This is a genomic window from Streptomyces sp. NPDC050416 (assembly GCF_044458845.1).
Lineage (GTDB): Bacteria > Actinomycetota > Actinomycetes > Streptomycetales > Streptomycetaceae > Streptomyces.
This window is the reverse complement of record NZ_JBITII010000006.1, coordinates 397,501-421,589: the sequence shown is the minus strand read 5'-3', so window position 1 is coordinate 421,589 and position 24,089 is coordinate 397,501. Positions and strand designations below refer to the sequence as shown.

The following is a 24,089-nucleotide window of genomic DNA, read 5'->3' as shown; positions in this document are numbered from 1 at the left end:
GTGCCCAGGACGACGGACTCGGACGGCACCCCCGTACCTCAGCGGCTCCTGGCCGCCGCCACCCGGCTCTTCGCGGAGCAGGGCTACGACCGCACCTCGGTGCAGGAGATCGTCGAGGCGGCCGGGGTCACCAAGGGGGCGCTGTACCACTACTTCGGCTCCAAGGACGACCTTCTGCACGAGGTGTACGCGCGCGTGCTGCGCATCCAGCAGGAGAGACTGGACGCCGTCGCGGGCGCCGACGAGCCGGTCGAGAAGCGGCTGCGGGCGGCGGCCGCGGACGTCGTGGTGACGACGATCGACAACCTCGACGACGCGATGATCTTCTGGCGGTCCATGCACCATCTGAGCCCCGAGAAGAACAAGCAGGTCCGCGCCGAGCGCCGCCGCTACCACGAGCGCTTCCGGGCGCTGGTGGAGGAGGGCCAGGAGGCGGGCGTCTTCTCCAAGGCGACGCCGGCGGACCTGGTCGTCGACTACCACTTCGGGTCGGTCCACCACCTGTCGACGTGGTACCGCCCCGAGGGTTCGATGAGCCCCCAGCAGGTAGCCGACCACCTGGCGGACCTGCTGCTCCGAGCCCTGCGCCCGTAACCGCACCCAGGGGGCTCCGCCCCCTGGACCCCCGGCCTGTGCCCACCCACCACCCGAATCGGCCGACCAGGAGGCCCGGCTCGAACCCCGGGCCGAGCCACACCCAGCCCGTCCCACGGATCGGCCGGCGGGCCGCGAGGCCGAGCTCGAAACGCCAAGCGGAGCCACACCCGGGCCGCCCGGCGAACCGGCGTCCGGCCGGGCTCGAAACGCCGGGCTGAGTGGCTTCCCTCAGCCCGTCCGGCGTTTGTGGGCTGGGCCGGCGAGGTGACCGTCCGGCCGGGCTTGAAGCGCCGGGCTGAGGCACTCCCCCAGCCCGTCCGGCGTTTGAGGACGAGGCCGTTCAGGCCGATCGGGGGTCCAGGGGGCGGAGCCCCCTGGCGGGGTCGAAGGGGCGGAGCCCCTGGGGATGGGACGGGTAGGGGCGGCGGGGGCGAGAAACCCCCCGCCGCCCACCGCGTCACACGTACCGCTTCAACTCCCGCCGCGCGAGCGACCGCTGATGCACCTCGTCCGGCCCGTCCGCGATCATCAGCGTCCGCGCCCCCGCGTACAGCTCCGCCAACGGGAAGTCCTGACTCACACCCCCCGCCCCGTGCAACTGAATCGCCCGGTCGAGAATGTCCACCACCGCCCGAGGCGTAGCGATCTTGATCGACTGGATCTCGGTGTGCGCCCCCCTGTTCCCCACCGTGTCCATCAGCCACGCCGTCTTCAGCACCAGCAGCCGCAACTGCTCCACGGTCACCCGCGCGTCCGCGATCCAGTTGTGCACCACACCCTGCTGCGCCAGCGCCTTCCCGAACGCCGTCCGGGACACCGCCCGCCGGCACATCAGCTCGATCGCCCGCTCCGCCATCCCGATCAGCCGCATGCAGTGGTGGATCCGGCCGGGACCGAGCCGGGCCTGTGCGATGGCGAAGCCGCCACCCTCCTCGCCGATGAGGTTGGACGCCGGCACGCGCGCGTGATCGAAGATCACCTCGGCATGGCCGCCGTGGGAGTGGTCCTCGTAGCCGAAGACCTGCATCGCGCGCGAGATCGTCACGCCCGGTGTGTCACGAGGAACCAGGATCATCGACTGCTGACGGCGGATGTCCGAACCCTCCGGATCCGTCTTGCCCATCACGATGAAGATCTTGCAGTCCGGGTGCATCGCCCCGGAGATGTACCACTTGCGGCCGGTGACCACGTACTCGTCGCCGTCCCGCTCGATGTGCGTGGTGATGTTGGTGGCGTCCGAGGAGGCCACCTCCGGCTCGGTCATCGCGAACGCCGAGCGGATCTCGCCCGCGAGCAGCGGCTCCAGCCACTGCTTGCGCTGCTGCTCGTCCCCGAACTGGGTGAGCACCTCCATGTTGCCCGTGTCCGGTGCCGCGCAGTTCGTCACCGTCGGGGCGAGCTGCGGGGAGCGCCCCATGATCTCGGCGAGCGGCGCGTACTGGAGGTTGGTCAGCCCGGCGCCGTACTCGGAGTCCGGCAGGAAGAGGTTCCACAGGCCCTGCCTGCGCGCCTCGGCCTTCAGCTCCTCGACCACCGCCGGGGTCTCCCACGGCGACGCAAGCCGGGCCCGCTGCTCCTCCGCGACGGCCTCGGCCGGATAGACGTACTCGTCCATGAAGGCCAGCAGCTTGCCGCGCAGCTCCTCGGTGCGCGCGTCGAACGCGAAGTCCATGTCCGTCAGCCTTCCTGAAGGGTGGTGAGACCGTGCTCGATGAAGACCGGGACCAGGTCGCCGATGCGGTCGAAGCCGCGTCCGACCGTCTGGCCCAGGGTGTAGCGGTAGTGGATGCCCTCCAGGATCACGGCGAGCTTGAACCAGGCGAACGCCGTGTACCAGGAGACCGCGGAGACGTCGCGCCCCGAGCGGGCGGCGTACCGCTCGATCAGCTCGGCCGGGTCCGGGTGCCCCGGCGCCTCCGCCGTCGTGGAGACGGGGGAGTCGGGGGCCTCGAGCGGCAGGCTGTACATCGCCAGCAGGCCCAGGTCGGTGAGCGGGTCGCCCAGGGTGGACATCTCCCAGTCGAGGATCGCCTTGATGCGGTCGTCCTCGCCGATCAGGACGTTGTCCAGCCGGTAGTCGCCGTGCACCACGGTCGGGGCGGGGGAGGAGGGCAGCCGCCTGCCGAGCGTCGCGTGCAGCTCGTCGATCCCGGCCAGCTCGCGGTTGCGGGAGGCGTCCAGCTGCTTGCCCCAGCGCCGCAGCTGCCGGTCCAGGAAGCCCTCGGGCCGGCCGAAGTCCGCCAGCCCCACCTCGCCCGGCTCCACGGCGTGCAGCTCCACCAGCGCGTCCACCAGGTTCAGCACCGCGCCCCGGGTGCGCTCTGGACCGAGCGGGGCGAGCTGTTCGGCGGTGCGGTACGGGGTGCCCTCGACGAATTCCATGACGTAGAACGGCGCGCCGAGCACCTCCTCGTCCTCGCACAGCAGCACCGGCCGCGGAACCGGCACGGCGGTCGGGTGCAGCGCGCTGATCACCCGGTGCTCGCGCTTCATGTCGTGCGCGGTGGCCAGGACATGGCCGAGCGGGGGCCGTCGTACGACCCACCGGGAGGTGCCGTCGGAGACGGCGTAGGTGAGGTTCGACCGTCCGCCCTCGATCAGCCGGCCGGACAGTGCGCCGCTCACCAGGCCGGGCCGCTCGCGGTCGAGCAGGCCGCGCAGCCGGTCCAGGTCGAGTCCGGGCGGGTGGTCGGGGCTCATGCGTCGCTCCTACGGGCAGATGAACAGTTCCCGACTCATGATGCCGACCGGTCGGTATGTCGTCCAGAGCGGGGCCGAAACGTGATCGGAGCCACGATAGGCCGACGACTCCCGCCATGGGGCGCCGGGAAGGTTTAGGCCGCTTCGTTCAGGCCATCCGGCTTGCGTGCCGCGCGGCGAGCTTGGAGGGTCGGACCCATGAAGGCGATCAGCTACTCACGGTACGGCGGGCCCGAGGTGCTGGCGTTCGGGGAGGTCCGCGATCCCAAGGTCGGCCCGGACTCGGTGCTGGTGAAGGTGCGGGCGGCGTCCGTGAACCCCGTCGACTGGAAGGCCCGCGAGGGCTACCTCGACGGGCTCTTCGAAGCCGCGTTCCCGGTGGTGCCCGGCTGGGACGTCTCGGGGGTCGTCGTACGGCCCGGGGTGGCGGTCTCGGAGTTCGACGTCGGGGACGAGGTCATCGGGTACGTGCGCGAGGACTTCCTCTCCCGCGGCACCTTCGCCGAGTACGTGGCCGCGCCCCTGCGCACCCTCGCGCCCAAGCCGCGCAACCTCTCCTTCGAGGAGGCGGCCGGGCTGCCGCTGGTCGGGCTCACCGCCTACCAGGTGCTTCTCAAGGTGCTCCAGGTGAAGCGAGGCGAGACGGTGCTGGTGCACGCCGCGGCCGGCGGGGTCGGCTCGATCGCCGTCCAGCTCGCCGCCCACCTCGGCGCCCGAGTGATCGGCACGGCGAGCGAGCCCAACCACGACTTCGTGCGCGGCCTCGGCGGGGAGCCGGTGACGTACGGCGAGGGCCTGGGCGAGCGCGTGCGCGGGCTGGCGCCCGAGGGGGTGGACGCGGTGTTCGACACGGTCGGCGCGGACGCGCTGAAGGTCTCGGCGAACCTGCTGGCCCCCGAGGGCCGCCTGGTGTCCATCGCCGACAACGACGTCGTGAACTACGGCGGCCGCTACTACTTCGTCCGCCCCGACGCCGAGGACCTCCGGCGGCTGTCCGAACTGGCGGAACAGGGCGTGGTGAGCGTGCACATCTCCGAGACGTTCCCACTGGAGCGAGCGGCGGACGCACACCGGCTCAACGAGGAGGGCCGCACGCGCGGCAAGATCGTCGTGACGGTGGACTGGGAGCCGGAGGACACGTAGCCGCAGGCCCACGCCCTGACGCCCGACGCGCGGCGCCGCGGGGCGGGGGCACGCCCGGCGCCCGCAACGCGCCGCGCCCTAGAGGACGAGCCCCGCCCCGCACACCGCCATCGCGAGCGTGCACAGCGCCGCGGCCGTGGCGTGGCGTGGGGCGAAGGCCTCGGGGCTGGGCGTGGCCGCGAGCGTGCGGATGCGGCGGTGGGCGATGGTCAGGAAGCCCAGCCACAGGACGCAGCACAGTGCGCAGGCGATGATCCTGGGCGCAGAGGGCCCGCCCTGCAGCGCGGTCTTCACGGCGAGCACGGCGGCGGCCGTGCCCGACAGTGTCGTGCGCCGCCACGCGAGCCGGGTCCGCTCGGGTTGCAGTCCGGGGTCGCGGTCGGGGTCCTGCCGTCGGGCCGCCGGTGCGTTCACCCCTCCCACCCCACCAGCACCACGACGACCATGGCGAGGGCCACGATCGCGACGACGAGGCTCAGCACCGCCGGGAACCGGGACACCGGCAGGTCCTCGCCCCGGCGCATGGCCCGCTCGCAGCGGACCCAGTGGTTGACCGCGCGCAGCGCGCACAGCACACCCGCACCGAGCAGCGCGAGCGCCAGCCCCACCCGCCAGCCCCAGCGCAGGTCCGGCAGGAACTGGTCCACGGCGAACCCGCCGCCGATCAGCGCCATGGCGGTGCGCAGCCAGGCCAGGAAGGTGCGTTCGTTCGCCAGCGAGAACCGGTAGTCCGGCGTCTCGCCGTCCCGCCGCACCTCCGCCGGCGCGAACCACAAACGGACGTTCCGTACGAACTCGATCACGTGCGCGACCCTACCGGGGGCGTCGCCACGGGGCGCTCCCGGTGGTCGCCCGGTGCTCCGCCCCCGGCCCCCGCCTCGCCGCGGCCTCCTCAGCCCTCAGTCCGTCGACCGGAACGCCACGAGCCGCTCGTACGCCGCCAGCCCGTCCGGCACCCACTCCCAGTCGCCCAGCCGCCGCCGCACCTCCTCCTCGGGCAGGAAGTCGTGCCAGGCCACCTCCTCGGCCTGCGGCTGGACCGGAAGGTCGCACCGGACCTCGTACACCGCCGACCACCAGGTCTGCCCGGCCCCGTTGTCGTAAAGGAACTTGAACAGGTACCGGGGGCGCGGCAGACCCGTCACGCCCAGTTCCTCCTCGGCCTCGCGCAGGGCCGCCGTGTCGTAGGACTCGCCCGCGCCGACCACGCCGCCGACGAACATGTCGTACAGGGAGGGGAAGACCAGTTTGGTCGGCGTCCGCCGGTGCACGAAGATCCGGCCCTCGGCGTCCCGGGCTTGGATGAACACACAGCGGTGCCGCAGCCCCCGGGCGTAGACCTCGCCCCGGGGCGACTGCCCGATGACCCGGTCGTTCTCGTCGACGATGTCGAGGATCTCGCCAGCCGGGCCCACGCCCTCGCCAGCCGGGCCCACGCCCTCGCCAGCCGGGCCCATGCTCTCGTCCGCAGCGCTCATGTCCTCATCCAAGCAGGGCGTGAGGCCTCACTGCGCCTGCGGCTGCGGCTGAGGCCGCCCCGCCCGGGCCCGCTCCGGCGCCCCCGTCGGCATGGCCGGATGCAGACCCAGCAGCACGATGCCGGCCACCACGGCCAGCAGACCGCCCGCCTCCCAGCTCAGGGCGACGGTGTCGGTCCGCAGCCGGTCACCCAGGAAGCCGACGCCGCAGATGATGCCGGCGATCGGCTGGGCCGCGGTCAGGGCCGGCAGCGACTTGCGCAGGGACGCGGTCTCGAAGGCGCTCTGCACGAGGACCAGCCCCGTGACGCCCAGCGCGAGCACGGCGTACGGCTGCCAGCCGGTCAGCAGCTCGGTGAAGCCGCCCTCGGAGAACTTCTCTCCGCTCACCCGCGTGAGCGCGTCCTGCACGCCGTAGAGGAGCCCGGCGCCCAGGGCCAGCAGCACCGGCCCGGAGCTCAGCCGGGAGCGCTTCGCGTGCGCGGTGAGCAGCAGGGCCAGCCCGATCATGGCCCCGATGATCAGCCACTGCCGGGTGGGATCGGCCGTGGCGGCGCCGCCCTGTGGCTCGCCCGCCACGATGAACGCGCTCACCCCGCCCGCCAGCAGCAGCAGGCCCGCCCAGCCCTGGCGGCCGAGCGGCTGCCGGGTCTGCCGGCGGGACAGCGCGAGGGCGAACAGCAGGTTCGTCGCCAGCAGCGGCTCCACGAGCGACAGCTCGCCCTGCCCCAGCGCGGCCGCGCCCAGCGCCATGCCGACCACCATCAGTCCGATGCCGCCGAGCCAGCGCGGCACCTTCACCAGGTCGATCAGCAGCCGGAAGGACAGGAAGTCGTTGAGCGGGGCGCGCTGGGCCGCGTTCTGCTGGAGCACGAATCCGAAGCCCAGACAGCAAGCGGCGCTCACGGCGAGCACCAGTACCAGAAGCGACACGCGGTGTACCTCGATCATCAGGTCGGGTTCACGATGGCGTAGGGGCCGACTGTACCGGCCGGCTCCGCCCGGCGCGCCCGTACGTCATGCCATGGTGCGCGGTGGTGACCGCCCAGCACTATGACGCACGCCACAAAGGGCGAAACGGATAAATCGGATGCCCGCCTCGCCTCCCTCTGGAGTCCCGCTGGTCACAAAATCCTCACAAGTGGCATGAGCTGACGCGTGTAACGCCCTTGCGGCCCTTGACGTCAACCGTTGGCTGGGGGTTGGCTGTCCGTGATCAGCTCATGGCGAAGCGCACACACGCGCTCCATCGACCCCGTGAGCCGAAACACAAGAAGAGCGCGTGAGGAAGTTCCGCGGTGCCCCCACCCCCGCCTCCCCTCGGCCGTGGCCGCAGACGTGCGTCGCAGGCCTTCGACGAGGCCCTCGACGACGCCGACCTCGTGACCGCGCGCTCCGCGCTGGCGCAGGGCCGCTGGCAGAACGCCCGCTCCCTGCTGGTGCACACCGGAGACGACTGGGACCGGCGCGGCCACCGCGTCACCGTCCTCGCCCGGGAGTCCTACTGCGCCGCGTGGGCCCGCGAGTGGCTGCTCGCCGAACCCGAGTCCGCCGACGCCTCCGTCCTGCTCGCCGTCGCCCAGGTCCGGCGCGCCCTGCACGGCAAGGGCAAGCCGGTCCGCGCCCGTGAGGCCTGCGCGACCGCCGCCGCCCGCGCCCCCGCCGACCCCACCCCCTGGCTCGGCCTGCTCCTGCTGGAGTGCGCGGTCGGCACCGATCAGGACGTGGTCCGGACCTTCGAGCAGGTCCGCGCCCGGTACGCCGACCACCACCACGCCCACCACCTGATGGTCGCCCGGCTCGCCGGACGCCGCGCGGAGGCCGGCGACGACCCGCTGCACGAGGTCTACGACTTCGCCAACTGGGCCGCCGAACAGGCACCCGCCGACTCCCCGCTCGCGATCCTGCCGGTCATCGCGCACGCCGAGCGCTACCGCGTCCTCGCCGCCGCCGGGCACCAGCCCGCCGACCCGGCCGCCTCGGGCCACTGGACCGGCCGCCGCGCCCGGCAGGTCATGAAGGCCGCCTTCGACTGGTGGCTGGAGTGGGAGCTGGAGGGGCATCCGCGCCGGCTGATCGACCTGAACTTCCTCGCCCACGCCAAGTACTGCGAGGGCCGCGGCGCCGAGGCCGCCGCCCTGTTCCACCGGATCGGCCGGTACGCAACCCCGGCGCCCTGGTCGTACCCGGACCGCGACCCGCACACCGCCTTCGCCGCCGCCCGCGCCGGCGCGCTCGGCACGGCCTGACACCCCCGGAAACCCAAAGTGAGGACGCTCTCCCGATGACCACGGACAGTAGTTCGAGCACGAATGCGAGTACGAGCACATCCGCAGCCGGCGGCATCAGTACGTTCAAGGGGCAGGAGCGCGCCCTGCGCGCCGACCGGCTCGGCACCGGGGGACTGCTGCTCTCCGTCCTCGCCGCGACCGCCCCGCTCATGGTGGTCGCGGGTGTCATGCCCACCACATTCGCGGTGATGGGCATCGTCGGCCAGCCGCTGCTCTTCGTCGTCCTCGGCGTCGTCCTGATCCTGTTCAGCATCGGGTACGCCGAGATGAGCCGCCACGTCCACAACGCGGGCGCCTTCTACGCGTACATATCCCGCGGCCTCGGCGGCACCGCCGGCGCGGGCGCCGCCCTGGTCGCCCTCGTCGCCTACAACGCGCTCCAGATCGGCATCTACGGCATCTTCGGCTTCGAGGTCTCCGGGCTCCTCGCCACCTACGCCGACGTGGAGATCGCCTGGTGGATACCGGCCCTGGTGGCCGCGCTCGCCGTCGGCCTGCTGGGCTGGCTGAAGATCGACGTCAACGCGCGCGTGCTCGGCGTGCTGCTCGTCATCGAGGTGCTCCTCGTCGTGATCTTCGACGTCGCCGCCCTCGCCGACCCCGGCAAGGAAGGCCTCTCGCTGCACGCCTTCAACCCGGACACCCTCACCGGCGCGGGCGTGGGCACCGCGCTGTGCTTCTGCATCGCCGCGTTCCTCGGCTTCGAGCAGGCGCCCGTGTACGCCGAGGAGACCAGCCGCCCGCACGTCCTCGTGCCGCGCGTGATGTTCCTCGCCGTCGGCGGGGTCGCCGTCTTCTTCGCGCTGAGCAGCTGGGCCCTCACCGTCGCCACCGGCCCCGCCGCGATCGTCGGCACGGCCCAGAAGCAGAGCGCCGGACTGCTGTTCTTCCTCACCGAGTCCCGCCTCGGCGGCACCTTCACCGACGTCCTGCACGTCCTGTTCGTCACCGGCATGTTCGCCGCGCTGCTCAGCTTCCACAACGTCGTCGCCCGGTACGCCTTCGCCATGGGCCGCGAGGGCCTGCTGCCCGCCGCCTTCGGCCGCACCAGCGGCACCAGCGGCGCCCCCGGCACCGGCTCGCTGCTCCAGACCGTCGTGGCGGTCGTCGTCGTGGTCGGCTTCGCGATCGCCGACGACAAGCCGGCCGGCGACCCGACCGCGCCCGTCCTGCAGCTGTTCACCTGGTTCGGCAACATCGGCGCCCTCGGTGTGATCGTGCTGATGGCGGCGGCCTCCCTGTCCGTCGTCGTCTTCTTCGTCCGCCGGGGTGCCGCGGGCGCCCAGGCCTGGCGGCTGGTCACCTCCGCGCTGGCGGGCCTCGCCCTGCTGGTGATCGCCGGCTACACGGTGAAGGACTTCGAGGTCCTCGTCGGCGCCGGCCCGGACTCCTCGCTGAGCTGGGTGCTGCCCGGCATCATCGGCCTCGCCCTGGTCGCCGGCCTGGTCCTGGGCCTGGTGCTGCGCGCCCGCGCCCCCGAGAAGCACGCCCGGATAGGGCTCGGCAACGAGGCGTTCCAGCTGGACAAGGCGGCGTCGTCCTGACCCCGGCCGCGTAAGAAGTGGTTACGGAACTCTGACGAGCACCCGCGATCCCTGTCGTACAGGGGCCGCGGGTGTTCGAATGAGAACGTGAACGAGGACGTACATGAGGGCATGAACGACGAACGCCCCCCACAGCGGGGCACCCCGGTCGGCCGCCGCGTCTTCCTCGGCACCCTCGGCCTGGGCGCCCTCGGCGTGGTCGCCGCACCCCGGCTGCAACGCGGCCTGGAGGACTTCCTCGGCGGCGCCGCCGACAAGGACCCCACCGGCCTGACCGGACTGCTCCCGAACGGCGGCGGCTTCCGCTACTACTCGGTCGCCTCGTCCGTTCCCCGCAAGAACGCCGACAGCTACCGCCTCACGATCGACGGCCTGGTCGACCGCCCCACCACCTACACCCTGGCCGACCTCAAGGCCCTGCCCCAGACCCGCATGGTCCGCGACGTCCAGTGCGTCACCGGCTGGCGCGTCCCCGACACCCCCTTCGAGGGCGTACGCCTCTCCCGCCTCCTCGACGCCGCCAAGGTCCGCCCCACCGCGAAGGCCATCCGCTTCACCTGCTTCGACGGCACCTACACCGAGAGCCTCACCCTCGACCAGGCCCGCCGCGCGGACGTCCTGGTCGCCCTGCGCATGCAGGACAAGGACCTCGGCCACTCCCACGGCGGCCCGGTCCGCCTCTACGTGGCGCCCATGTACTTCTACAAGTCCGCCAAGTGGCTCTCCGGCATCACCGTCACCGACGAGGTCCGGCCGGGCTACTGGGAGGAGCGCGGCTACGACGTCGACGCCTGGGTGGGCCGCTCGAACGGACGCGACGATGAGCCTACGAGCTGAAGCCCCGGCCGGTGTCAGGCGCTTCAGCCGGACCGAGCGCTGGGTGCACCGCACGACGGCCGCGCTCATGGGCGTCTGCGTCCTGACGGCGGCCTGCCTCTACGTCCCCCAGCTCGCCGAACTCGTCGGCCGCCGCGAACTGGTCGTCCGCATCCACGAGTGGGCCGGCCTCGCCCTGCCCGTCCCGGTCCTGGCGGGCCTCACCTCCCGCGCCTTCCGCGCCGACCTGGGCCGCCTCAACCGCTTCGGCCCGCACGACCGGACCTGGCTGCGCGCCGCCCTGCACCGCGACAAGAGCCCCGCGTCCCGTCCGGCCGGCAAGTTCAACGCGGGCCAGAAGCTCTACGCGTCCTGGATCGCCGGCGCCACCCTCGTCATGCTCGGCACCGGCCTGATGATGTGGTTCACCCACCTCACCCCCCTGCTCTGGCGCACCAGCGCGACGTTCGTCCACGACTGGCTGGCCCTCACGATCGGCATAGTCCTGGCCGGCCACATCGGCATGGCCCTGGCGGACCCCGAATCCAGAAGAGGCATGCGCACGGGCTCGGTGAGCAGAGAGTGGGCGGACAGGGAGCACCCTCTATGGCGCCAGTAGGTCTCGCGGGGGCGCGGGGAACTGCGCGAACAACCACGACGCACCCGCAGCCGCCCGATCACCACACCTTCTACGGCGCTTAGGCCCAAGGGGCGCGGGGAACTGCGCGACAAGCCCCATCGCACCCGCACCCGCCCGACGACACCCATCCCTATGGCGCCACGGCGAAATCCAACAGCACCTTGCAAGACCGACTCCGATCCGCTGCCAGGGCAAAAGCGGACTCGGCATCAGCCACAGGCACCACCGCACTGACGAGCCCGTCGAACGCCCCTTCCCCCGCCAGCAGCTCCAACGCCTGATCGAACTCCCCGTCGAACCGAAACGCCCCCCGCAACTCGATCTCCCGACTCACCACAAGGTTCCCCGCAAACGCACTGTGCCCCGCCGGCAGCATCCCCAACTGCACGACGACCCCACCCCGCCGCACTCGCCGCAGACACGTGTCGAGCCCGGCAGCCACCCCCGACGCCTCGACCGCGACGTCCACGTCACAAGGCCACCCCGGGTCGTCAGGATCATCGGCCCGTACGAGAGCCCCGGCACCGGCGACCCGCGCGTACTCCAGCGCCTCGGGCAGCAGATCCGTGACAGTCACCCGGGAAGCCCCCGCCGCCTTCGCCGCCGCGACGACGAGACACCCGATGGGCCCCGCACCGGTCACCAGGACATGCCGCCCGGCCACCTCCTCGGCCCGCCGCACCGCGTGCAGCGCGACGGACAGCGGCTCGGCGAGCGCGGCCCGGCGCAGCGCCAGACCGTCCGGCAAGGCCCGTACCTGCTCGCAGGGCACGACGACCTGCGCCGCGAATCCGCCCTGCACATGGGGAAAGCGCGCCGCACTGCCCAGATACCGGGTGTCCCGGCAGATGTTCCGCCGCCCCTCCGCGCACTCCGGACACACGCCGCACGGGGTCGCCGGATGCACGGCGACGGCGCTGCCCGGTGCCGGCCCCGACGCGCCGGCACCGTACCCGACCACCGTCCCGACGACCTCGTGCCCGAGCACCATCGGCTCCCGGAGCCGGAAGTCCCCGACCCCGCCGTGCCGCCAGTAGTGCAGATCGGACCCGCACACCCCGCCGTACCGCACGGCGACCAGCGCCTGCCCCGGCCCGGGCTCGGGCACCGGCAACTCCGCCACGCGCAGGTCACCCTGACCGTGGATCACACAACCCAGCATCACAGCCTCCCGGCAGGTGGTCACAGCACGCTCGTCATACCGCCGTCGACGTACAGCACCTGCCCGCTGACGAAGTCGGCCGCGGGGGAGGCGAGGAACAGCACCCCGCCCACCAGGTCCTGCGTGCGGCCCCACCGGCCGGCCGGGGTGCGCCGCCGCACCCAGGCACTGAACTCCTCGTCGTCGACCAGCGGCCGCGTCAGCTCGGTCTCGATGTAGCCCGGGCCGAGCCCGTTGACCTGCACACCGCTCGGACCCCAGTCCGCGCACATGCCCTTGGTGAGCATCTTCAGCGCGCCCTTGGTGGCGGCGTACGGCGCGATCCCGGGCCGCACCACCTCGCTCTGCAGCGAGCAGATGTTGATGATCTTGCCGTGGCCGCGTTCCGTCATCCGGCGCGCGGCCTCCCGGCCGACCAGGAAGGCACTGGTCAGATTGGTGTCCAGGATCCGGTGCCAGTCGGAGTCGGTGAACTCCAGCAGCGGGGCGCGCAGTTGCATGCCCGCGTTGTTGACGAGGATGTCGAGCGGGCCCACCCGCTCCTCGACGTCCGCGATGCCGTCCGCCACCGACGGGCCGTCGGTCACGTCGAACGCCGCCGTGTGCACCCGGTCGCCGGGCAGTCCGGCGGCGGCCTCGGCGAGCCGGTCCTTGTCGCGTCCGTTCAGGACGACCGTGCATCCCGCCTCCGCCAGACCATGGGCGAGGGCGAGTCCGATGCCCCGGCCGGAGCCGGTCACCAGCGCCGTACGGCCGCTGATGTCGAAGAGGGGGTGAGCCGTCATGGCCGTGGCACTCCTAGATCACGAGGGACAGCAGCAGGACGATGCCGCCGGCGACCACCGAGATGATCGTCTCCATGACCGACCAGGTCTTGATGTTCTGGCCGACACTCAGCCCGAAGTACTCCTTCACCATCCAGAACCCGGCGTCGTTGACATGGCTGAAGAACAGCGAGCCGGCGCCGATGGCGAGGACCAGCAGGGCCGCGTGCGTGGTCGACATGTCGGCCGCGAGCGGGGCGACCAGCCCGGCGGCGGAGACCGTCGCCACCGTCGCCGAACCGGTCGCCAGCCGGATCACCACCGCGATCAGCCAGGCCAGCAGCAGCGCGGGGATCGACCAGTCCTTGGAGATGTCCAGGACCATCTGGCCCACCCCGGTGTCGATCAGGGTCTGCTTGAAGCCGCCGCCCGCGCCGACGATCAGCAGGATGCCCGCGATGGGCGCGAGGCTCTTCTCCACGAGCGGCGAGATCCGCTCCTTGGAGAACCCGGCGGGCCGCAGCAGCGTGAAGATGCCGACCAGCACCGACGCGAGCAGCGCGATCATCGGGGCACCGATGACGTCGAAGACCCGCTGGACCAGGTTCTCCGGGTCGTCGATGACGATGTCGACGAGCGCCTTGGCCAGCATGAGGATCACCGGCAGCAGGATCGTGAACAGCGTGGCCCCAAAACCGGGCCGCTTGTCCAGGTCCTCCGAAGCCCGCTGCGGAATCATGCGGTCCGGGGCGGGCACGTCCACCCAGCGGGCCGCGTACCGCGAGAACACCGGGCCGGCGATGATCACCGTGGGTATGGCGACGAGGACACCGAGCGCCAGCGTCACCCCGAGGTCGGCCTTGACCGCCTCGATCGCGACCAGCGGACCGGGGTGCGGCGGCACCAGCCCGTGCATCACGGACAGGCCCGCGAGCGCCGGGATGCCGATCCGCATCAGCGAGTAGTTGCCGCGCTTGGCGACCATCAGCACCACCGGGATCAGCAGCACGATGCCGACCTCGAAGAACAGCGGCAGCCCGATCACGGAGGCGATGAGCACCATCGCCCACGGCATCGACCGCCCGCCTGCCTTCGCGAGGATGGTGTCGACGATCTGGTCGGCACCCCCGGAGTCGGCGAGCATCTTGCCGAGGATGGCACCGAGGGCGATCAGTACGCCCACGCCGGCGACCGTGGTGCCGAGGCCGGTGCTGAAGCTGGTGAGGACCTTGTCCAGCGGCGCCCCGGCGATCGCGCCGAGCGCCAGCGACCCGATGGTCAGCGCCAGGAAGGCGTGCAGCTTGGACTTGGTGATGAGCAGGACGATGACGGCGATGCCCGCCAGGACGGCGATGCCCAGCTGAGCGTGGCCGGCCGAGGTGATCGGCTCGGGTGCGTCCGCTGCCAGCATCTCGACGCTGAGTCTGGTCACGGGGTGGGTTCCCTTGCGTTGGAGGGGAATAGGGGGACGAGACCGTCAGGGCTACTGGACGGGCTCGGGGAGGTCCTCCAGAGCGAGCGCCGCCCGCTCGGTGATCTCCTCCGGGCTGCCCGAGACGTCCACGTCGACCCCCGCCTCGTCCGCCTGGAGCGGCTGGAGCGTGGCGAACTGGGAGTCGAGCAGCGCCGTGGGCATGAAGTGCCCCTGCCGGTGCGACATCCGGTCCTCGATGAGCGCGCGGTCACCCGTGAGGTGCACGAAGACCACGCCGGGCGCGGCGGCCCGCAGCCGGTCGCGGTAGGACCGCTTCAGCGCCGAGCAGCTGACCACCCCGCCGAGCCCGGCCCGCCTGTGCGCCCACGTGCCGATGGCGTCCAGCCAGGGCAGGCGGTCCTCGTCGGTGAGCGGGGTACCGGCCGACATCTTGGCGATGTTGGCCTGCGGGTGGAAGTCGTCGCCCTCGGCGTACGGAACGCCGAGCCGGGCCGCGAGCAGGGGACCGATGGTGGTCTTGCCGGTGCCGGCGACGCCCATGACCACGACGACGTGGGGGGTGTTCATCGCTGCCTCACTGATCTGCTGTCTCCGTCGACACGTGATGTCGACGCAACTGAAACCCATTAGGTACGACGAATTCAAGAGCTCGTGATGAATAAGTCTGACTTTTTGTCTCCGTGATCTACCCCGTACGCTGAGTGCATGAGCACACCGGGCCGGGGGCTGCACGGCCATGTTCTGGACACCCTCGGCCCCGAGATCACCGGGGGTGAGTACCCGCCGGGCAGTGTCCTGCGCACGGACGAGCTCGCCCAGCGTTTCGACGTGTCACGCTCGGTGATGCGCGAGGCGGTCCGCGTCCTGGAGTCCATGCACCTCGTCGAGTCCCGCCGCCGCGTGGGCGTGACCGTCCGCCCGAAGTCGGAGTGGAACGTCTACGACCCGCAGGTCATCCGCTGGCGCCTGGCCGGCAGGGACCGCGCCCCCCAGCTGCGCTCCCTCACGGTGCTGCGCTCGGCGATCGAACCGGTCGCCGCGGGCCTCGCCGCCCGGCACGCCACCGCCGACCAGTGCGCCGAACTCACCCAGTGCGCCCTCGGCATGGTCGCCAACTCGCGGGGTCACAAGCTGGAGGAGTACCTCGTCCACGACATGGCCTTCCACCGCGTCATCCTGGACGCCTCCGGCAACGAGATGTTCGCCCGCCTCGGCGATGTCGTCGCCGAGGTCCTGGCCGGCCGCACCCACCACGACGTGATGTTCGAGGACCCCGACCCCGCCGCCGTCACCCTGCACGTCCAGGTCGCCGAGGCGGTCCGCTCCGGCGACGCGGCCCGCGCGGAGGAACTGACCCGCGAGATCACGGTCGGCGCCCTTCAGGAACTCGACATCCTGGCGCCCTGAAGGGTGTCCGCTAGGGCAGAAACTCCCCGTGGACGTACACCCAGGCCCCGTCGACCCGCTCGAACCGGCTCCGCTCGTGGAGCGAGCCGCCCCGGTACGACGCCCGGAACTCCACGGTTCCGGCGGAGTGGAACGCCGACCCGTCACTGGTGTCCAGGATCTCCAGCCCGGTCCACCGCATCCGCGGATCCAGCTCCAGCGTCGCGGGCCGCGTCCGCGGATGCCAGGTCCGCAGCAGATACCCGGCGTCGCCCTTCACGAAGGCGCAGTAGCGCGAGCGCATCAACGCCTCGGCGGTCGGCGCGGCGGCCGTCCCGGAGTGGTAGCGCCCGCAGCAGTCGCCGTAGGCCCCGGGCAGGCCGCAGGGGCAGGAACGCGTCGTCATGCCGGTCATTGTCCTAGACGGCCGAGCCGGTCCCGTACGAGGGCAGCGGTGGCAGCGCCGTCCGGTACACCCACGCGTCGAACAACTCGTCCAGCGGCTCGTCCGCGAACCGCGCCACGTGCGAGGTGAAGGCCGCCGTCGTCACCGCCCCGCCCCGGTGCAGGCCCGCCCACCCGCGCAGCATGCGGAAGAACGCGTCGTCGCCCAGGGCGCACCGCACCGCGTGCAGGGTGAGCCCGCCGCGCCCACATTCCTCCGGAGGGCGGCCTTCCTCCCCGGAAACGACGAAAAGCCCCTCGACGAGAGGGGCTTTTCGATCTGTGTCCGAGGGGGGACTTGAACCCCCACGCCCGATAAAGGGCACTAGCACCTCAAGCTAGCGCGTCTGCCATTCCGCCACCCGGACAAGGTGTCTGTCGCGCGGGTTCTCCCCGTGGCGACGACGTAAACATTACCAGGCTCTCAGGGGTGGCCGATCACCCCCCCCGCCCGCACCCGGCCGGGCGTGAACGGCGTGTGACGGGCCGGGACCGGTCTTGGGGTGCGGGCCGGGGAGAGGGAGGATGAGGAGGACCCACCAGCAGTGACAGCGGGAGGAAGCACGTGAGCGAGACGGACACGGCCAGGAGCGTCACCGGCGAGGACGAGGTCGTGGACCTCTGCCGCGAGCTGATCCAGATCGACACCAGCAACTACGGCGACCACTCGGGTCCGGGCGAGCGCAAGGCGGCGGAGTACGTCGCCGAGAAGCTCGCCGAGGTGGGGCTCGAACCGCAGATCTTCGAGTCGCACCCGGGCCGTGCGTCCACGGTGGCCCGGATCGAGGGCGAGGACCCGTCCCGGCCCGCGCTCCTCATCCACGGGCACACCGACGTCGTACCGGCCAACGCCGACGACTGGACCCACCACCCCTTCTCCGGCGAAGTCACCGACGGCTGCGTGTGGGGCCGTGGTGCCGTCGACATGAAGGACATGGATGCGATGACCCTCGCGGTCGTCCGGGACCGGATGCGCAGCGGACGCAAGCCGCCGCGCGACATCGTCCTCGCGTTCCTCGCGGACGAGGAGGCGGGCGGCACCTACGGGGCCCGCTACCTCGTCGACAACCACCGGCACCTGTTCGAGGGCGTCACCGAGGCGATCAGCGAGGTGGGCGGCTTCTCCTTCACCGTGAGCGAGGAGCGGCGGCTGTACCTGATCCAGACGGCCGAGAAGGGCATGCACTGGATGAAGCTCACCGTGGCCGGCACGGCCGGGCACGGGTCGATGATCCACCGGGACAACGCGATCACCGAGCTGTCGGAGGCCGTCGCGCGGCTGGGACGGCACAAGTTCCCGGTGCGGGTCACCAAGACCACCCGCGCCTTCCTCGACGAGCTCGGTGACGCGCTCGGCACCGAGCTCGACCCGGAGGACATGGAGTCGACCCTCGTGAGGCTCGGCGGCATCGCCAAGTTCATCGGCGCGACGCTGAGCAACACGGCCAACCCCACGCAGCTGGGCGCCGGCTACAAGGTCAACGTCATCCCGGGCGAGGCGACCGCCCACGTCGACGGACGGTTCCTGCCCGGGCACGAGGAGGAGTTCCTCGCCGACCTCGACCGGATCCTCGGCCCGAAGGTGCGGCGCGAGGACGTCCACGCCGACAAGGCCGTCGAGACCACCTTCGACGGGGCGCTCGTGGAGGCGATGCAGTCCTCGCTGCTGGCCGAGGACCCGACCGCCAAGGCGATCCCCTACATGCTCTCCGGCGGGACGGACGCGAAGTCCTTCGACGACCTGGGCATCCGGGGCTTCGGCTTCGCGCCACTGAAGCTGCCGCCGGAGCTGGACTTCGCCGGCATGTTCCACGGCGTGGACGAGCGGGTGCCGGTGGACGGCCTGAAGTTCGGTACGCGGGTGCTCGACCGGTTCATCGACGCGTCCTGAGACAGCCCATACGAAACAGCGCTATTCGGTCGGGTGTGCGAGATCGACCGGGAAGGGTGAATGTGACCATAAGCTCGTAGCCTCATTACTCCCTCCTCGTTACAGGTAATGCGATCGCAAGATGGGTCGCTTTGCCAACCAGGAGGAATAATGATCAAGAAGGTCGTCGCTGCTGCGGCTGCCACCGGTGGGCTGGTTCTCGCGGGCGCGGGCCTTGCCGTCGCCGACTCGGGTGCCCAGGGCTCTGCCATGCACTCCCCGGGTGTCGTGTCCGGCAACGTCATTCAGGCGCCCGTTCACATCCCGGTGAACGTCTGCGGCAATACGGTCTCCGTGATCGGGCTGCTGAACCCCGCCTTCGGCAACACCTGCGTCAACAAGTGACGCTCCCCGCCCTTCCAGGGGAGTTCTGAGCCATCGGTCCCGGAGCGCGTGCCATGCGCTCCGGGGCCGAACGCTTCTTTCGAGGAATTCGAGAAGAATTCGAGACAGGTCGAAGGCAGGTATTCAGTAATGCGACAGGTCACCCGCAAGGGTCTGATGACCGTGGCGGCCGCGACCGGCGTGATCGCCGCCGCGGGCGGCTCCGCTCACGCCGACTCGGGCGCGCAGGGTTCCAGTTCGGGCTCTCCCGGCGTGCTGTCCGGGAACACGGTGCAGGCACCGGTGCACGCGCCGGTCAACGTGTGCGGGAACACGGTCAACGTGATCGGTGTCCTCAACCCGTCGGTGGGCAACTCGTGCGCCGACCAGGGCGGTGGATCGTCGTCGGGCGGCAACGGCGGCTCGCACGCCGACGGCCAGGCCGGTGACTCACCCGGCGTCGGCTCGGGCAACCATGTCGAGGCGCCGGTCTACGCGCCCGTGAACGTCTGCGGCAACAGCGTCGACGTCATCGGCGCCGGCAACTCCAGCACGGGCAACGACTGCGCGAACGGCGGCTCCGGCGGGCATCACACCGACCCGCCCGGCGGCGGCCACGAGAACCCGGGACAGCCGGGCGACCCGGGTGACCCCGGAAACCCGGGCAACCCCGGAAATCCGGGTGACCCCGGAAATCCGGGTGACCCCGGTGGTCCGGACGGTCCCGGAAACCCGGGCGACCCCGGCAACCCCGGACACCCGGGCGACCCCGGCACCCCGCCCGGCGCGGACGGCGAGCAGCCGGGCGGTTCGTCGGACGGCAACAAGCTGGGCGGCCAGTTCGTCACCCAGCCCAAGGGCGACTCGCAGCTCGCCAGCACCGGCAGCGACCTGCCGCTCGGCCTCGCCCTGCCGGCCGGCGCGGGCGCGCTGCTCGCGGGCTCGATCCTCTACCGCAAGGCCCGCACCTCGGCCTGACAGTTCCGGAAAGGCCTGACAGCAGCGGAAAACGGAGCGGGCCCCGCCGATGCGAGGCCCGCTCCCGTGTGTGCCTTCTCCCAGTGCCCCGTCTCAGCTCACCACGTGGCCCGCACCTGACGGATGATCCGCCGGCGCAACCGCACCTTGCGACTGCCGTCGCGCAGCAGGCTCAGACGGTGCAACTCCCAGTGTCCGTACTCGGCATGGTCGGTCAGCAGACGTGCCGTCTCCTTGCGAGAGACCCCGCGCGGCACGTACACGTCGACAAATTCGTATTCCGGCATCGCATCTATTGTGCGGGCTGGGGCCTGGTACGGATAGCGTCTGCACTATGTCTGATGCTGCGCAGCCCACCGCTGCCGAGGTACGCGCCGCCGCCGAGGCGGTCAAGACCGCGCTCGACCGCCACCTGGCCGCGGTCGAACGCAGGTCGGGGGAGGACGACCCGGCCGTCTACGAGGCGTTCAACCAGCTGGCCGCGGCCGCAGAGGTGTACGACGAACTGCTCTACGACCGTTACGACGAGGTCACACCCTTCGAGATCCCCGGTACGGAGGACGCGCTGCCCCCGTACACGGGGCCCGAGGAACCGAACGCGCTGAGCGTACTGATCCGCCGCGACTACGCGGTGGCGGAGCCACAGCGGCTGCTCTCCCATGCCCAGCGGATCGAGGCCGTGGAGGGCGAGGACGGCCCGGCCGCCTCCGGGACGATCCACGGTGCGCTCGGCCTCCTCTTCGGCGAGTTCGAACCCGACGAGATCGCCTCCCGGCACAAGGAGTTCGGGCTGGAGGAGGGCGACTCCACGCTCTGGGTGACGGCGGCGGAGGAACCGGCCGACCCCGGCGAGTGGCTGGAGGCGCCGTTCGAGCAGGTCGATCCGCAGAGTGTGGTCTGCCGCTTCGACGTCAGCGCCGTGTTCGACGACGTCGACGACGATGACGACGACGAGGACGACGTAGTGGTGGTCGAGGACGACCTCGACACCGACCTGGACGAGGACGAGGATCTGGAGCCGCTCGACGCGGACCGCCGCTGAGCGCACACGTCAGCCACCCGACGGCGGTGGTCATGGGGCCGCCCCGTGACCACCGCCGTCGCCGTCAGCCGCTGATCTGCGGGCTGAGCAGCACCGGAAGCCGGGTCGTCCGGGGCTTCGCCGGAACCTCGGCCACAGCCCTGGCCAACGCCTGTTCCACGCCGTGCACGACGGACAGGTGGCGGTCGGCCCGCCCGAACGCCGTGTACACCCACGGCCGGCTGAGGGCCTGCGCGGCATCGCCGGGCAGCACCACGACCACCGCCGGCCACCGGCTCCCCACCGCCTGGTGCGCGGTGAGCGCCCAGCCGTGCCGCACGGTGTGTTCCACCCGCTCCTTCGGTACGACGACGTCCTCGCCCTCGCACACCAGATGCAGCCCCTCGGCATCCGCCTTCACCACGCGGCCCGGCAGCGCACGGCCCGGCACGGGGGAGTGGACGACCCGGTCACCGGGGTCGAAGCCGCCGAAGCGGCCCGGGCCCGGATTGAGCCGCTCCTTCAACGCCGCGTTGAGCGCGCGCGTGCCGACGGCGCCGCCGTGCCCCGGTGTGATCACCTGCGTCTGCTCGGGCGGTACGCCGATCGCCCGCGGCACCGAGTCCACGACGAGCTGCACCGTCCGGTGCACGGCCTCGCCCGCGTCCCGCACCGGCACGATCACGACCTCCTTGCCGGGGGCCTCGACCTGGTTCAGCTCGCCGACGCCGATACCGGAGACCAGCTCGCCCAGCGGCCCGGGATCCGGCTGCCGCGAGGCGATCTGCGGGCAGATCCGCGCCGCGAGCAGATCCGCGAACACCCGGCCCGGACCCACGGACCACAGCACCGCCGGATCCCCGGCCAGCACCAGCCGCGCCCCGTCCGGCAGCGACTCCGTCAGCAGCGCGGCCGTCTCGACATCCAGCTGCGGCGCGTCGAGCACGACGAGCAGATCGAGATCCAGCGCCCCGTCCGCGTCCCGGCCAGGTCCTTCGGCCCCGGAGAGCAGCCCGGCGACGGTGGCCACGGGGGCGTGGGCGACGGGAGTGGCCTCGGCCGTTTCGGCGGCCTGCCCGGGGAGGGCAGCCGCCTGATCCGCGGCCGGGTCCGCCGGGTGGCCGGTGCGGCGGAGCAGGGCCGCGAAGCGGGTACGGCCGATCGGGCCGTGGGTGGCGGCCCAGGCGCGCAGGCCCAGGGTGTGCGCGGCGGTCAGCAGTGCCGCGGGCTCGGTCAGGGAGGCCTCGCCGCCGGTGTGCAGGACCAGGCCGTGTGCGGCGACCGCGCGGAGCAGCTCGGCCGTCGAACCCCGGGCCGCGGCGGCGGCCCGCTCCCAGTCCTCGGCCGAACCGTCCTGCTTGGGCACCGAGTTCACCAGCCGGGCCAGACCGTCGGCCAGGCTCTCCTCCGCGAGCGCGTACCGCTCCAGGCCGACCAGGACACGGACCGGACGCTCCTCGTCCTCCTCCGCGCCCTCCTCCTCCGTCCGGGCCGGCGCGGCCCCGGGCTCCTCCAGGGCGTCCTGGAAGACGAGCACGTCGCCCTCCGCGATCGCGTCCTGCACCGCACTGTCGGGGTCCGGCACGCCCCGCTGGGCCAGGGCCGCGAGGAGCGCCGGCATCTCCAGGGCCGTGTGCCCGGCCAGCGCGGCCTGCTCCAGGAGCCAGACGGTGACGGCCCGGCCCCGCCGTTCGTCGTCCGGGCCGCACTCGGCGCCGAGCAGGGCCCGGGCGAACCCGTCGGCCTGCTCGGGCCGCACGCCGGAGATACGCAGCAGCTGCCAGGGATCGGCCCGCAGCAGTTCGTCCGCGCCCTCGCCGAGCGCGGCGGCCACCTGCGGTGCGAGCACTTCGGGGGCACCGCCCTCGCCGAGCACCTGCCGTACGGCCTGCACCGCGGCCGGCGCGGGGGCCGTCGACGCGGCGACGGCCCCGGCCGCGACCGGCTGTGGCCGTCGGACCGGCTCCGGGGCGGAGCGGCGCGGGGCGGGCTCGGGCTCCGCGAACACCGCGGCGGCCGGCTTCTCGCCGCTCTCCACGGCCCGTACGGCCGCGAGCAGATCGGCGGCCGTGCCGCTCAGCTTGGTGCCGGCCTCGATCGGCGCCTTCTTCCCGGCCTTGCGCTGCTCGATGCGCTCCCGCTCCAGGCGCTGGGCCCGCAGCTCGGCCTCGGCCTCGGACACGTCACCGGCATCGGCCGCGTCCCCTTCGGACCCCTCGGCCTTGGACACGTCACCGGAGCCGGCCGCGTCCGACCCGGTCTCCTCGGCCCCCTCGGTCTGCGCACCACCGGTCGGCGTCCCCGGCTCGGCGTCCTCCGTGGTCTCCGGCTCCGTGCTCACAGCGTGCTCCAGTCGTGATCGGGATAGCGGTGCACGGGCGCCGACACGTCGTCGAGCGCCCGGCAGATCTCGTCAGGAAGACTAAGGGTCTCCACTGACAACGCCGCCGTGAGCTGCTGCGCGTTGCGCGCGCCGACGATGGGCGCGGCCACCCCCGGCCGGTCGCGGACCCAGGCCAGCGCCACCTGGAGCGGTGTCACCGCGAGACCGTCGGCCGCGGTGGTCACGGCGTCCACGATGCGCCTGGCCGTGTCGTCCAGGTACGGCGCGACGAACGGCGCGAGATGCTCCGAGGCACCGCGCGAGTCCGGCGGCGTGGTGTCGCCCCGGTACTTGCCCGTCAGCACCCCGCGCCCCAGCGGCGAGGACGGCAGCAGCCCGATGCCCAGGTCCAGCGCGGCCGGGAGCACCTCGCGTTCGACGCCCCGCTGGAGCAGCGAGTACTCCAGCTGCGTGGCCGCGAGCCGGGTCCGCGTGCCGGGGGCCGCCAGCTGCCAGGTCGCGGCCTTGGCGAGCTGCCAGCCGCAGAAGTTGGAGACGGCGGCGTAGCGGGCCCGCCCGCTGGCGACCGCGAGATCGAGGGCCTGGAGGGTCTCCTCCAGCGGGGTGTCCGGGTCGAAGGCGTGCACGTGCCACAGGTCGACGTAGTCGGTGCCGAGCCGGGAGAGCGAGGCGTCCAGCGCGGAGAGCAGATGGCCTCGGGAGGTGTCGAAGCGGCGGTCGGGGTCCGGCACGCTGCCGGCCTTGGTCGAGATGACCAGGTCCCGGCGGGCCACCAGGCCGTCCATGAGCCTGCCGAGCAGGTACTCGGCCTCTCCGTCGCCGTACACGTCCGCGGTGTCGACGAGGGTCCCGCCCGCTTCCCAGAACGTCTTCATCAGGTCCGCGGCGTCGTGCTCGTCGGTGTCCCGTCCCCACGTCAGGGTGCCGAGCCCGATCCGGGACACACGCAGGCCGGTGCGGCCGAGATGCCTCTGCTCCATGAACGCCGAGATTACTGGCCAGAGCCTTCCCTGTGGTGGGCTGTGGACAGCCGATTTCGCGGCCCCGGCCCCCGAGTTGTCCGGCACCGCCGCCCGCGGCCGAGTCACTGCA

General features: G+C 72.1%; 25 protein-coding genes, 1 tRNA gene and 1 pseudogene. 11 read left to right on the top strand and 16 right to left on the bottom strand.

Going from position 1 to position 24,089, the window contains the following annotated elements:
• Positions 1-594 carry a TetR/AcrR family transcriptional regulator gene (locus ACIBL4_RS21615; protein WP_399412379.1) on the top strand — a complete coding sequence of 198 codons (594 nt, stop codon included), beginning with the start codon at positions 1-3 and terminating at the stop codon, positions 592-594.
• Between the two features lie 460 nt (positions 595-1,054).
• Here the strand turns inward: ACIBL4_RS21615 and ACIBL4_RS21610 are convergent, their stop codons facing one another.
• Complete coding sequence (locus tag ACIBL4_RS21610) at positions 1,055-2,269, bottom strand: acyl-CoA dehydrogenase family protein (protein ID WP_399412376.1); 1,215 nt, start codon at positions 2,267-2,269, stop codon at positions 1,055-1,057.
• Positions 2,270-2,274: 5 nt separating this feature from the next.
• Positions 2,275-3,297, bottom strand: a complete 1,023-nt coding sequence (locus ACIBL4_RS21605; RefSeq protein ID WP_399412374.1) for a phosphotransferase family protein — start codon at positions 3,295-3,297, stop codon at positions 2,275-2,277.
• A 198-nt stretch (positions 3,298-3,495) separates the two neighbouring features.
• Here ACIBL4_RS21605 and ACIBL4_RS21600 point away from each other — a divergent pair, with 198 nt between their 5' ends.
• Positions 3,496-4,440 carry an NADP-dependent oxidoreductase gene (locus ACIBL4_RS21600; protein WP_399412372.1) on the top strand — a complete coding sequence of 315 codons (945 nt, stop codon included), beginning with the start codon at positions 3,496-3,498 and terminating at the stop codon, positions 4,438-4,440.
• 78 nt (positions 4,441-4,518) lie between these two features.
• On the opposite strand, the gene ACIBL4_RS21595 is transcribed toward ACIBL4_RS21600, so the two are convergent.
• The 4 genes from ACIBL4_RS21595 to ACIBL4_RS21580 all read right to left on the bottom strand — a co-directional run bounded on the left by ACIBL4_RS21595 (position 4,519) and on the right by ACIBL4_RS21580 (position 6,851).
• Positions 4,519-4,854: a DUF202 domain-containing protein gene (locus tag ACIBL4_RS21595; protein WP_399412370.1), complete on the bottom strand. Its 336-nt coding sequence runs from the start codon at positions 4,852-4,854 to the stop codon at positions 4,519-4,521.
• Positions 4,851-5,243, bottom strand: coding sequence for a DUF202 domain-containing protein (locus ACIBL4_RS21590; RefSeq protein ID WP_356925507.1), 393 nt, complete (start codon positions 5,241-5,243; stop codon positions 4,851-4,853). Before ACIBL4_RS21590 ends, ACIBL4_RS21595 begins: the two co-directional genes overlap by 4 nt.
• Positions 5,244-5,339: 96 nt before the next feature.
• Positions 5,340-5,897 (bottom strand): NUDIX hydrolase, encoded by a 558-nt coding sequence (locus ACIBL4_RS21585; protein ID WP_399412602.1) that lies wholly within the window; start codon positions 5,895-5,897, stop codon positions 5,340-5,342.
• 48 nt (positions 5,898-5,945) lie between these two features.
• Positions 5,946-6,851, bottom strand: coding sequence for a DMT family transporter (locus tag ACIBL4_RS21580; protein WP_399412368.1), 906 nt, complete (start codon positions 6,849-6,851; stop codon positions 5,946-5,948).
• Between the two features lie 365 nt (positions 6,852-7,216).
• Between ACIBL4_RS21580 and ACIBL4_RS21575 the strand changes: the two genes are divergently transcribed.
• From ACIBL4_RS21575 to ACIBL4_RS21560, 4 genes are all read left to right on the top strand, one after another.
• Positions 7,217-8,167, top strand: coding sequence for a hypothetical protein (locus ACIBL4_RS21575; protein WP_399412366.1), 951 nt, complete (start codon positions 7,217-7,219; stop codon positions 8,165-8,167).
• 35 nt (positions 8,168-8,202) lie between these two features.
• Entirely contained in the window at positions 8,203-9,753 is a 1,551-nt protein-coding gene (locus tag ACIBL4_RS21570) for an APC family permease (RefSeq protein WP_399412364.1), read from the top strand.
• A gap of 111 nt (positions 9,754-9,864) precedes the next feature.
• Entirely contained in the window at positions 9,865-10,590 is a 726-nt protein-coding gene (locus ACIBL4_RS21565) for a molybdopterin-dependent oxidoreductase (protein ID WP_399412362.1), read from the top strand.
• Positions 10,574-11,188 carry a cytochrome b/b6 domain-containing protein gene (locus ACIBL4_RS21560; protein WP_399412359.1) on the top strand — a complete coding sequence of 205 codons (615 nt, stop codon included), beginning with the start codon at positions 10,574-10,576 and terminating at the stop codon, positions 11,186-11,188. The genes ACIBL4_RS21565 and ACIBL4_RS21560 overlap by 17 nt, the downstream gene beginning before the upstream one ends.
• 151 nt (positions 11,189-11,339) lie before the next feature.
• Here the strand turns inward: ACIBL4_RS21560 and ACIBL4_RS21555 are convergent, their stop codons facing one another.
• Genes ACIBL4_RS21555 through ACIBL4_RS21540 form a run of 4 tightly spaced genes read right to left on the bottom strand, consistent with a single transcriptional unit; the run spans position 11,340 to position 15,137 of the window.
• Positions 11,340-12,371 (bottom strand): L-idonate 5-dehydrogenase, encoded by a 1,032-nt coding sequence (locus tag ACIBL4_RS21555; protein WP_399412357.1) that lies wholly within the window; start codon positions 12,369-12,371, stop codon positions 11,340-11,342.
• 20 nt (positions 12,372-12,391) lie between these two features.
• Positions 12,392-13,156 (bottom strand): SDR family oxidoreductase, encoded by a 765-nt coding sequence (locus tag ACIBL4_RS21550; RefSeq protein WP_399412355.1) that lies wholly within the window; start codon positions 13,154-13,156, stop codon positions 12,392-12,394.
• Between the two features lie 13 nt (positions 13,157-13,169).
• Entirely contained in the window at positions 13,170-14,567 is a 1,398-nt protein-coding gene (locus ACIBL4_RS21545) for a GntP family permease (RefSeq protein WP_399412353.1), read from the bottom strand.
• Positions 14,568-14,618: 51 nt separating this feature from the next.
• Positions 14,619-15,137 carry a gluconokinase gene (locus tag ACIBL4_RS21540; RefSeq protein WP_399412351.1) on the bottom strand — a complete coding sequence of 173 codons (519 nt, stop codon included), beginning with the start codon at positions 15,135-15,137 and terminating at the stop codon, positions 14,619-14,621.
• Between the two features lie 138 nt (positions 15,138-15,275).
• Here ACIBL4_RS21540 and ACIBL4_RS21535 point away from each other — a divergent pair, with 138 nt between their 5' ends.
• Positions 15,276-15,977, top strand: coding sequence for a FadR/GntR family transcriptional regulator (locus ACIBL4_RS21535; protein WP_399412349.1), 702 nt, complete (start codon positions 15,276-15,278; stop codon positions 15,975-15,977).
• Positions 15,978-15,987: 10 nt separating this feature from the next.
• On the opposite strand, the gene ACIBL4_RS21530 is transcribed toward ACIBL4_RS21535, so the two are convergent.
• From ACIBL4_RS21530 to ACIBL4_RS21520, 3 genes and pseudogenes are all read right to left on the bottom strand, one after another.
• On the bottom strand, positions 15,988-16,362 hold the full coding sequence (locus tag ACIBL4_RS21530) for a YchJ family protein (protein WP_399412347.1): 375 nt from the start codon (positions 16,360-16,362) through the stop codon (positions 15,988-15,990).
• Between the two features lie 13 nt (positions 16,363-16,375).
• Positions 16,376-16,606 (bottom strand): annotated as a pseudogene (locus ACIBL4_RS21525) (M1 family peptidase); the annotation flags it as partial.
• 77 nt (positions 16,607-16,683) lie between these two features.
• Positions 16,684-16,768 (bottom strand) — tRNA-Leu (locus ACIBL4_RS21520).
• A gap of 197 nt (positions 16,769-16,965) precedes the next feature.
• Between ACIBL4_RS21520 and ACIBL4_RS21515 the strand changes: the two genes are divergently transcribed.
• From ACIBL4_RS21515 to ACIBL4_RS21505, 3 genes are all read left to right on the top strand, one after another.
• Positions 16,966-18,291: a M20/M25/M40 family metallo-hydrolase gene (locus tag ACIBL4_RS21515; protein WP_399412345.1), complete on the top strand. Its 1,326-nt coding sequence runs from the start codon at positions 16,966-16,968 to the stop codon at positions 18,289-18,291.
• Between the two features lie 150 nt (positions 18,292-18,441).
• Positions 18,442-18,675 (top strand): chaplin ChpH, encoded by a 234-nt coding sequence (chpH, locus tag ACIBL4_RS21510; protein WP_399412343.1) that lies wholly within the window; start codon positions 18,442-18,444, stop codon positions 18,673-18,675.
• A gap of 129 nt (positions 18,676-18,804) precedes the next feature.
• Positions 18,805-19,632: a chaplin gene (locus ACIBL4_RS21505; protein WP_399412341.1), complete on the top strand. Its 828-nt coding sequence runs from the start codon at positions 18,805-18,807 to the stop codon at positions 19,630-19,632.
• A 98-nt stretch (positions 19,633-19,730) separates the two neighbouring features.
• Here ACIBL4_RS21505 and ACIBL4_RS21500 read toward each other — a convergent pair whose 3' ends face one another.
• The gene (locus tag ACIBL4_RS21500; RefSeq protein ID WP_010045410.1) at positions 19,731-19,919 is read right to left on the bottom strand and encodes a DUF5703 family protein; all 189 of its coding nucleotides are present in this window, start codon (positions 19,917-19,919) and stop codon (positions 19,731-19,733) included.
• Between the two features lie 47 nt (positions 19,920-19,966).
• Between ACIBL4_RS21500 and ACIBL4_RS21495 the strand changes: the two genes are divergently transcribed.
• Positions 19,967-20,674 carry a hypothetical protein gene (locus tag ACIBL4_RS21495; RefSeq protein ID WP_399412339.1) on the top strand — a complete coding sequence of 236 codons (708 nt, stop codon included), beginning with the start codon at positions 19,967-19,969 and terminating at the stop codon, positions 20,672-20,674.
• Between the two features lie 64 nt (positions 20,675-20,738).
• On the opposite strand, the gene ACIBL4_RS21490 is transcribed toward ACIBL4_RS21495, so the two are convergent.
• Both ACIBL4_RS21490 and ACIBL4_RS21485 read right to left on the bottom strand, forming a co-directional pair.
• Positions 20,739-22,994, bottom strand: coding sequence for a helix-hairpin-helix domain-containing protein (locus ACIBL4_RS21490; protein WP_399412337.1), 2,256 nt, complete (start codon positions 22,992-22,994; stop codon positions 20,739-20,741).
• Positions 22,991-23,977, bottom strand: coding sequence for an aldo/keto reductase (locus ACIBL4_RS21485; protein WP_399412335.1), 987 nt, complete (start codon positions 23,975-23,977; stop codon positions 22,991-22,993). The genes ACIBL4_RS21490 and ACIBL4_RS21485 overlap by 4 nt, the downstream gene beginning before the upstream one ends.
• Positions 23,978-24,089: the final 112 nt, after the last annotated feature.